The following is an 8532-nucleotide window of genomic DNA, read 5'->3' on the forward strand; positions in this document are numbered from 1 at the left end:
GCGTGAGCAAGCCGCCGCTGATCTGCCTGATGGGGCCGACGGCCTCGGGGAAGACAGATCTAGCCATCGCGCTCTGCGAGCAGCTCAACTGTGAGTTGGTCAGTGTTGACTCCGCGCTCGTGTACCGTGGGTTAGACATCGGCAGTGCCAAGCCGGATTATCCGCATCATCTCGTGGATATCCGCGACCCGGCTGACCCGTACTCCGCAGCAGACTTTGCGGACGATGCCAACCGCCTGGCCGTGGAGATCACCAGCCGCGGGAAAATTCCGCTGCTGGTCGGCGGTACGATGCTGTACTTCAAAGCGTTTCTCGAGCCCATGGCGGACATGCCGCCCGCAGACCCAGCCATTCGCGCAAGCATTGAGGCAGAGGCGACAGAGCATGGCTGGCCCCATATTCACGCCGAGCTAGCCAAGGTCGACCCAGCCGCTGCGGCACGCATCCACCCCAATCATTCCCAGCGTCTGGCGCGGGCGCTCGAGGTGTACCGCGCCACCGGAAAGCCCATGTCAGAGTGGCATGAATTGCACCAAAATAGTGCGCTAGTGCCGGCCGACACCTACTACATTAAGCAGCTGGCCATCTGCCCCACAGACCGCGCTGTGCTCCACCAGCGGATCGCGCTGCGCTATGAGCTGATGATGCAGGCGGGCTTTCTGGACGAAGTCAAAGCACTCCAGGAGCGGGGTGATCTTACATCCGATTTGCCAGCGGTGAGGGCCGTGGGGTATCGCCAGCTGTGGGAGCATCTCGAAGGGCAAACCAATCTGGAAGAGGCGGTAAAAAAAGGCATCGCCGCGACACGCCAATTGGCCAAGCGCCAGCTCACGTGGCTGCGCAAATGGCCAGATCTTGCATGGATATATACCGATGCAGACGGGAACCTGAAGGAATTTGTATCTCCCGAGGAACCATCGCCCGACGTCTCTGGTCTCACTACTGTGGAGGCGACCTTGAACTATTTGAACATCGACCCCATGTAGAAATCTGCGGATGCACTATAATGTGCTCAGCGGTAACGAGGGCCCGCCCCCCTCGCTGGACGTCAAGGGGTACGCGAGTACGACACCAGCGCGGGCAGAAGGCCAGTTTTTAATTTTTTTCGGCTCGAGTTGAGCCTACTAGGAGAGATCCCATGTCAAAAGGGCATACCCTACAAGACCCTTACCTGAATATTCTGCGTAAGGAACGTGTACCTGTATCCATTTACCTGGTGAATGGCATTAAGTTGCAGGGCCAGATTGAGTCCTTCGACCAGTTTGTCGTGCTGCTGAAGAACACCGTCAGTCAGATGGTTTACAAGCATGCGATTTCTACCGTTGTTCCCAGTCGTGTGGTGCGCCTGCCCATGCAGCATCCGCCGGAAGAGGGCGGTGACAGCTAAGAACGCCGGCCGCGGTTGTCAGCGCAGCCGCCCCCCGATTCTCCGCTGCGGGAAAGACTCCCGAGGTAAATTTGTTTTTTGATCGACCCGAGTCCGGGGAGCGCGCTGTGCTCGTTCACCTCAACCTCGACAGCGAATCCGAGCGGGAAGACCCCCGCGAATTTGAAGAACTCGTGCTCTCCGCAGGAGGGGACCCTGCTGCCTATATCATGGGCTCGCGCAGTGCCCCCCATCCCGGCACCTTTGTCGGCGCCGGCAAGCTGGAAGAAATTCGTGACGAAGTCGCCCTGCACGAGGCCGAGGTGGTGATGTTTAACCACAGCCTCAGCCCCAGCCAGGAACGCAATCTCGAGCAGGAGCTCAAGTGCCGGGTGCTCGACCGCACCGGTCTCATTCTCGATATTTTTGCCCAACGCGCTCGCACCCACGAGGGTAAATTGCAGGTGGAGCTCGCCCAGTTACAGCATATGAGCACGCGCCTTGTCCGCGGCTGGACCCACCTCGAGCGCCAAAAGGGCGGTATTGGCCTGCGCGGCCCGGGTGAAACCCAGCTCGAAACCGACCGACGCCTGCTGCGGGTGCGTATCAAGTCGATTACCGCGCGTCTCGAAAAAGTGCGCAAGCAACGCGACCAGGGTCGCCGCTCGCGCAAGCGCCAGGAAATCCCCACCGTGTCACTGGTCGGCTATACCAACGCCGGCAAATCGACACTGTTTAACTACATTACACAGAGCGGTGTGTACGCCGCCGACCAGCTCTTCGCCACCCTGGATCCCACCCTGCGTCGCCTGGAGCTTGAGAATGTGGGCCCGGTTGTGTTTGCCGATACCGTGGGCTTTATCGCCCATCTGCCCCACAAGCTGGTAGAGGCGTTCAAAGCCACACTGGAAGAAACTCTCAATGCTGACCTGCTGCTACATGTGATCGATGCAGCCAGCGACGAGCGTGAAGACAATATTTACCAGGTGCAGGACGTCCTTCATGAGATTGGCGCCGACGAAATTCCGCGCCTGGAGGTGTTTAACAAACTGGATCTACTCGAGCAGCAGCCACGTATAGATCGTAATGCCGAAGGTAAACCCGAGCGAGTATGGTTAAGCGCCGCCACCGGCGATGGCGTGGAGTTGCTCCTGCAGGCCGTCAGCGAGCTGGTGGGACAAGATATGGTCAACGAAGAACTGGAACTGGCCCCCGATCAGGGCCAATTACGCGCCGCTTTTTATGCGCTAGGCGCTGTGGAGTCAGAGAACTATGCAGACGATGGCACCGCCCACTTGCAAGTACGCCTGCCCCGCGCCGATTGGAACCGTTTAATGAAGAAAGGCCCCGAGCCTATGTTCTAACGCCTGGGCTTCAGACAACCCTGGGGTCAGGTCTTGAATTTCTCAGACATTTAAGACCTGACCCCAGGGTTGTCTGAGAAATCAGAGACCTGACCCCAGGGTTTTAAAATTTGGTAGACTCATTCGACTTTGGATTAAGGAGTTGCAACATGGCCTGGAATGAACCGGGTGGCGGTAACAACAAGGGACCTAACGACCCATGGGGTGGTGGGAACCAGGGGCCGCCGGATCTTGATGAAGCGCTTAAGAAGCTGCAGGAAAAACTGGGCGGCATGTTCGGTGGCGGTTCATCGTCGCGCGGCGGTGGCAGCGGGGGTTTCCCCTGGGCGGCCATGGTGATTGTGGCTGTGGTAGGCCTGCTGCTATGGGGCCTGCTGGGCTTCTACCAGGTCGACCAGCAGGAGCGTGCCGTGGTGCTGCGCTTTGGTGAGTATCACGACACCCGCCAGCCAGGCCTGCGTTGGAACCCGCCGGGTATCGACGAAGTGATCAAAATCAACACCACCAAGGTTCGCGCCTCTACGCTCAGCGAGACCATGCTCACCCAGGACGAGAACATTGTCGAGGTGAAGCTCTCCTTGCAGTACGTGATCGACGATCCCACCAGCTTCGTGCTGAAAGTGCGCGATCCGGAGCGCTCGCTGCAGCACGCCGCGCAAAGTGCCCTGCGTCATGTCGTGGGCGGCACCAGCATGGACCTGGTGCTCACCGAGGGCCGTGCCAAGATCGGTATCGATGTGAAGCAGCGCCTGCAGGAATACCTGAACCTGTATGAAACAGGCATCCTGGTATCCACCGTGAACGTTGACGATTCCAAGCCCCCAAGCCAGGTTGAGGCCGCGTTTAACGACGTGATCAAGGCCCGTGAGGATGAGGAGCGCGTGAAGAACGAAGCCCAGGCCTACGCCAACGCGGTGGTCCCTGAGGCCCGCGGTCAGGCCCAGCGCCAGGTGGAAGAAGCCAGCGCTTACAAGGAGCAGGTTATCGCCAACGCAGAAGGTGAGGCAGACCGCTTTAACAAGCTTCTGACGGAATACCAGAAAGCGCCAGAGGTAACCCGCGAGCGCCTGTACCTCGATGCGGTACAGGGCGTTTACACCAATACCAGCAAGGTCATGGTCGATGTCGAAGGTGGCAACAATATGATGTACCTGCCGCTGGACAAGCTTGCCGAGCAGAGCCGCAGCGCCGGTGGGGCCACCATTGATTCCGCCACTCTGCGTGAGCTCACTAACCAGGTGACCGAGCAGCTGCGTCGCGATGCGGCCGCCGCCGGAAGTTCCAGCCGTCGGGGAGGGCGCTAATCATGTCTAATCGCAATATGATCTTTATGATTCTGTTTGCCCTGGTGATCTTCGTGGGCAGCAAATCCGTTTACGTAATCAAGGAAACCGAGCGCGGCGTACTGCTCAAGTTCGGTGAGGTGGTCAACCCGGATATTCAACCCGGTCTGCACTTCAAAGTGCCGTTCGTGAACAACGTGCGCAAGTTTGATGGCCGCGTGCTCACAGTGGATTCCCAGCCAGAGCCATTCTTCACCCAGGAGAAAAAAGCCCTGATCGTGGATTCCTACGCCAAGTTCCGCGTGTCTGACACCGCCAAGTTCTACACCGCCACCAACGGTGAAGAAGCCCGGGCCATGGGCCTGCTGGCGCAGCGTATTAACGACGGCCTGCGTAACCAGGTGGCTGTGCGCACCATTCAGGAAGTGGTTTCCGGTGAGCGCGACGAGCTCATGGAAGACCTGGCCAACGACCTGCGCGACGTGGTGAAAACCGAACTCGGTGTTGAACTGGTTGACGTGCGCGTGAAGCAGATCGACCTGCCTCGCGACGTATCCGATTCCGTATACCGAAGGATGAATGCCGAGCGTGAGAAGGAGGCCCGTGAGCACCGCGCCCAGGGTCAGGAACTGGCCGAGGGTATTCGCGCAGCGGCCGACCGCGAGGTCACCGTTATCGCGGCGAACGCCTACCGCGATGCTGAGCAGATTCGCGGTAACGGTGATGCCGAGGCCACGCGTATCTACGCCGAATCCTTTAACCAGGACCCGGAGTTCTACTCCTTCACTCGCAGCCTCAAGGCCTACCAGGAATCCTTCCAGGGCCAGGGCGACGTGCTGCTTGTGCAGCCCGATAGCGAGTTCTTCCGCTACTTGAAGGATTCTTCAGGCGGGAAATGATCCTTGCACAGAGTGGTCCATTCTGATGTTCCATCGTGAGCGGGAATTGGACTACTCTGTACGACCCGGGGGTTTTCCATGGCCACAACGACATTTGATACACTGAACTCTGCCCGCCACCTACAGGAGGCCGGGTTTAGCCGTAAACAGGCTGAAGCTCAGGGTGAAATGCTTGCTGAGGCATTCAAGATCAATATGAAAGATTTGGTGACAAGAGAATATCTGGATGCTGGATGCGCGCCTGGAGGCGTTCAAAGCACCGGTTGATGCCAAGTTTCGCCTCGTCATATGGGCGCAGGGTCTCACTATCGCTGTGATCGTCCTCCCCCAACTTCGCGCCTTTTTCACAGCATAATCCATTCCCTTCCAGACACCATTCTGTGGTAGCATCCCACAGCCGTGGGATTTGTCGTTTGAGCCACAAGCGATGAAGCCACGGTTTTTTTGTGTCTGGCCGTTTTTGAGGGGGAAAAGTGGACTTCTGGCAGGTTCTCCCGGTGGCCCTGGCACTGGTATTTATTATTGAGGGCGCGATGCCCTTCATCAGCCCTAATCGCTGGCGCAACATGCTGGCGCTCGTGGCGCAGATGGAAGACCGCGTGATTCGCAACATCGGCCTCGGCAGCATGCTGCTGGGGGTGTTTTTGCTTTACGTTTTTAACTAGGGTTCCAGGTAGGATTCCAGATGACATCGGTTGATCGCTGGCAATTGCCAGACGGCATAGAGGAAGTGCTTCCCGCACAGGCAGCCACGGTAGAGCGCCTGCGCCGCCGCCTGCTCGATTTATTCCGGGCCTGGGGCTACGAACTGGTGATTCCGCCGCTGGTGGAATTCACCGATTCCCTGCTGATTGGCCTGGGGCAGGACCTCGACCTGCTCACCTTCAAGCTCACCGACCAGCTCTCCGGCCGCACCATGGGCGTGCGCGCGGATATCACCCCCCAGGTGGCGCGTATCGACGCCCACAGCCTGGCCCCGGAAGGGGTGTCTCGCCTGTGCTATGCCGGCTCCACCCTGCACACCCGGCCCAAGTCGCTCATGGCCTCGCGTTCGCCCATCCAGTTGGGCGCCGAGCTTTACGGAGACGACAGCCTGGCCGCCGATGTGGAGGTGATTCGCCTGATGCTGGCCACCCTCGACGCGGCCCAGCTTGAAAACACCATTACCCTGGACCTCGGCCACGTGGGCATTTACGAGGCAGTGCTCTCTAGCGCCGGCCTGGACGCCGAGCTCGAGGCCACTATCTTCGATTGCTTGCAGCGTAAATCTGTCCCTGACCTCACCGAAGCGCTGGCCAAGGCCGATATCCCCGAGGCCACGGCTGAGCTCATTGTCGGACTAGTGGATTTACACGGCGACGACAGCGTACTGGCCGACGCCCGCGAGCTGTTCGCCGAGCGCGCTCCCGAGGCCCTGGCCGCGGTAGAAGCCCTGGCAGACGTGGCCACCGATATCCGCCGCCAGCGCCCGGACATTAACATTTACTTTGACCTCGCAGAGCTGCGCGGCTATCACTATCACACCGGCATTGTATTTGCCGCCTATGTGCCCGGCCACGGCCAGGCGCTGGCCAACGGTGGGCGCTACAATGATGTAGGTGAAGTCTTTGGCCGGGCCCGTCCTGCCACCGGCTTTGCCACCGATTTGAAGGCGCTGATGGCGCTGTCCCCGGTTGCTAAGGCAGCCCAGGGCGCGATCAGCATGCCCGACAGCGACGACCCAGAGCTGCTGGCGAAAGTAGAGGCACTGCGCGCGGACGGCGAGATTGTGATCAACACCCTGGGCGGCGCGTTAGATGCCCGCTGTGACCGGGAGCTGGTGGGTTCCGACGAAGGTTGGATGGTTCAGAATTTATAGTTCACTAAAGTAATCGTCATTCCCGCGAAAGCGGGAATCCAGAAACCGTGAGTGGCAAACCCAACCCTCACTGGATTCCGGCCTTCGCCGGAATGACGGCGGAGAAAGCAACACCATGAGCAAAAACGTAGTAGTTCTCGGCACCCAGTGGGGCGACGAGGGCAAAGGTAAAATCGTCGATCTTCTCACCGACCAGGCTAGCGCTGTAGTGCGCTTCCAGGGTGGCCACAATGCGGGCCATACGCTGGTCATCGACGGCGAGAAAACCGTTCTCCACCTGATCCCATCCGGCATTTTACGCGAGAACGTACAGTGCCTGATCGGCAATGGCGTGGTGCTGGCCCCCGACGCGCTGCTCAAGGAAATGAACGGCCTGGAAGAGGCCGGTGTCCCTGTGCGTGAACGCCTGAAGATATCTCCGGCCTGTCCGCTCATCCTGCCCTACCACGTGGCCCTGGATCAGGCCCGTGAGGCGAAGCGCGGCAATGAGAAAATCGGCACCACCGGCCGTGGCATCGGCCCCGCTTACGAAGACAAAGTCGCCCGTCGTGGCCTGCGTCTGGGCGATCTCCAGGACAAGGACCGCTTTGCCCGCAAGCTCAAGGAAGTCATGGAGTACCACAACTTCGCCCTGGAGCATTACTACCATGTAGAGCCACTGGATTATGGCAAGGTGCTGGAAGAAACGCTGGCCATGGGCGAGGAGCTCAAGCCGCTGATCGCTGACGTTACCGCCATGCTGCACGAGTGCCGCCAGACCAACGCCAAGATCATGTTCGAAGGCGCCCAGGGTTCGCTGCTGGATATCGACCACGGCACCTACCCCTACGTGACTAGCTCCAATACCACCGCCGGCGGCACCGCCACCGGCTCCGGTTTTGGCCCGCTGTACCTGGATTATGTGCTGGGTATTACCAAGGCCTACACCACCCGTGTCGGCTCCGGCCCATTCCCCACCGAACTGTTTGATGAAACCGGTGCCCACCTGGCCGAGAAGGGCCACGAGTTTGGTGCCACCACCGGGCGTCCGCGCCGCTGCGGCTGGTTCGACGCCGTGGCCCTGCGCAACGCCGTTAACATCAACTCAGTAAGTGGCCTGTGCCTGACCAAGCTCGACGTGCTCGACGGTCTGGAGTCCATCCAGATTTGTGTGGGCTACGCCGATGCCGATGGCAACGCTGTACCGAACCCGGTGGATTCCGACGACTACGAAGGCCTGCACCCGGTGTACGAAGAAGTCCCCGGCTGGAGCGATTCTACCCTCGGTGCCCAGTCGCTCGATGCGCTGCCCCAGGCGGCCCGCGATTACATCAAGAAAATCGAAGAGGTTGTCGGTGCACCTATCGACATCATCTCCACCGGCCCGGATCGCGTTGAGACGATCGTGCTGTGTCATCCCTTCGGTTGATCATCTGCATCAGGATAAAGGGGCCCTCCGGGCCCCCTTTTTTTAGATATGTCTCGCCAAATAAAACGTGATTTGCCTATCAACGTTTTGCAGCTAACCCTGGTTTAGTGCTCAAGGCCTGCTGCTACTGGGCCGGTCCATACTGGGCAAGTTATTTGCCCATTACCTGTCTATTCGTAGGTGAAGAGGCAGGCTGATGAAAACAATCTTTTGTAAATGGCTTCTGGCTATCATGACTGCTGTTTTGGTCGCGGGTTGTGCGTCGACCTAACAAGGCCAATCTATAGATCGCGCTAATATGGCCACCTGGCATCCACGGGATATGCACTTACAGCCGTGGAGGGCGCGATGGAG

At 59.2% G+C, this 8532-nt stretch carries 9 protein-coding genes; all 9 read left to right on the top strand.

What is annotated here, in order from left to right:
• Positions 1–29 precede the first annotated feature (29 nt).
• The 9 genes from miaA (at position 30) to A3709_RS08210 (ending at position 8178) form a co-directional block, all read left to right on the top strand.
• A complete protein-coding gene (gene miaA / locus A3709_RS08175) occupies positions 30–986 on the top strand; it encodes a tRNA (adenosine(37)-N6)-dimethylallyltransferase MiaA (RefSeq protein WP_082849989.1) in 957 nt (318 codons plus the stop codon).
• Between the two features lie 152 nt (positions 987–1138).
• Entirely contained in the window at positions 1139–1387 is a 249-nt protein-coding gene (gene hfq, locus A3709_RS08180; RefSeq protein ID WP_066052834.1) for an RNA chaperone Hfq, read from the top strand.
• Between the two features lie 71 nt (positions 1388–1458).
• Positions 1459–2730: a ribosome rescue GTPase HflX gene (hflX, locus tag A3709_RS08185; RefSeq protein ID WP_066052838.1), complete on the top strand. Its 1272-nt coding sequence runs from the start codon at positions 1459–1461 to the stop codon at positions 2728–2730.
• Between the two features lie 149 nt (positions 2731–2879).
• Positions 2880–4034, top strand: coding sequence for an FtsH protease activity modulator HflK (hflK, locus tag A3709_RS08190; RefSeq protein ID WP_066052840.1), 1155 nt, complete (start codon positions 2880–2882; stop codon positions 4032–4034).
• 2 nt (positions 4035–4036) lie between these two features.
• Positions 4037–4912: a protease modulator HflC gene (gene hflC, locus A3709_RS08195; protein WP_066052843.1), complete on the top strand. Its 876-nt coding sequence runs from the start codon at positions 4037–4039 to the stop codon at positions 4910–4912.
• 78 nt (positions 4913–4990) lie between these two features.
• On the top strand, positions 4991–5179 hold the full coding sequence (locus tag A3709_RS23110) for a hypothetical protein (RefSeq protein ID WP_156507621.1): 189 nt from the start codon (positions 4991–4993) through the stop codon (positions 5177–5179).
• A 230-nt stretch (positions 5180–5409) separates the two neighbouring features.
• Positions 5410–5577, top strand: coding sequence for a DUF2065 domain-containing protein (locus A3709_RS08200; protein WP_229801901.1), 168 nt, complete (start codon positions 5410–5412; stop codon positions 5575–5577).
• A 20-nt stretch (positions 5578–5597) separates the two neighbouring features.
• A complete protein-coding gene (locus A3709_RS08205; RefSeq protein WP_066052847.1) occupies positions 5598–6770 on the top strand; it encodes an ATP phosphoribosyltransferase regulatory subunit in 1173 nt (390 codons plus the stop codon).
• Between the two features lie 115 nt (positions 6771–6885).
• On the top strand, positions 6886–8178 hold the full coding sequence (locus tag A3709_RS08210) for an adenylosuccinate synthase (protein WP_066052849.1): 1293 nt from the start codon (positions 6886–6888) through the stop codon (positions 8176–8178).
• The last annotated feature ends 354 nt before the right edge of the window (positions 8179–8532 follow it).

It is taken from the genome of Halioglobus sp. HI00S01 (genome assembly GCF_001635445.1).
Taxonomy (GTDB): domain Bacteria; phylum Pseudomonadota; class Gammaproteobacteria; order Pseudomonadales; family Halieaceae; genus Halioglobus; species Halioglobus japonicus.

Coding starts and splice junctions, on each gene's coding strand:
- miaA (WP_082849989.1), top strand. CDS start 30: ATGGGGCCGACGGCCTCGGGGAAGACAGATCTAGCCATCGCGCTCTGC.
- hfq (WP_066052834.1), top strand. CDS start 1,139: ATGTCAAAAGGGCATACCCTACAAGACCCTTACCTGAATATTCTGCGT.
- hflK (WP_066052840.1), top strand. CDS start 2,880: ATGGCCTGGAATGAACCGGGTGGCGGTAACAACAAGGGACCTAACGAC.
- hflC (WP_066052843.1), top strand. CDS start 4,037: ATGTCTAATCGCAATATGATCTTTATGATTCTGTTTGCCCTGGTGATC.
- A3709_RS23110 (WP_156507621.1), top strand. CDS start 4,991: ATGGCCACAACGACATTTGATACACTGAACTCTGCCCGCCACCTACAG.
- A3709_RS08205 (WP_066052847.1), top strand. CDS start 5,598: ATGACATCGGTTGATCGCTGGCAATTGCCAGACGGCATAGAGGAAGTG.
- A3709_RS08210 (WP_066052849.1), top strand. CDS start 6,886: ATGAGCAAAAACGTAGTAGTTCTCGGCACCCAGTGGGGCGACGAGGGC.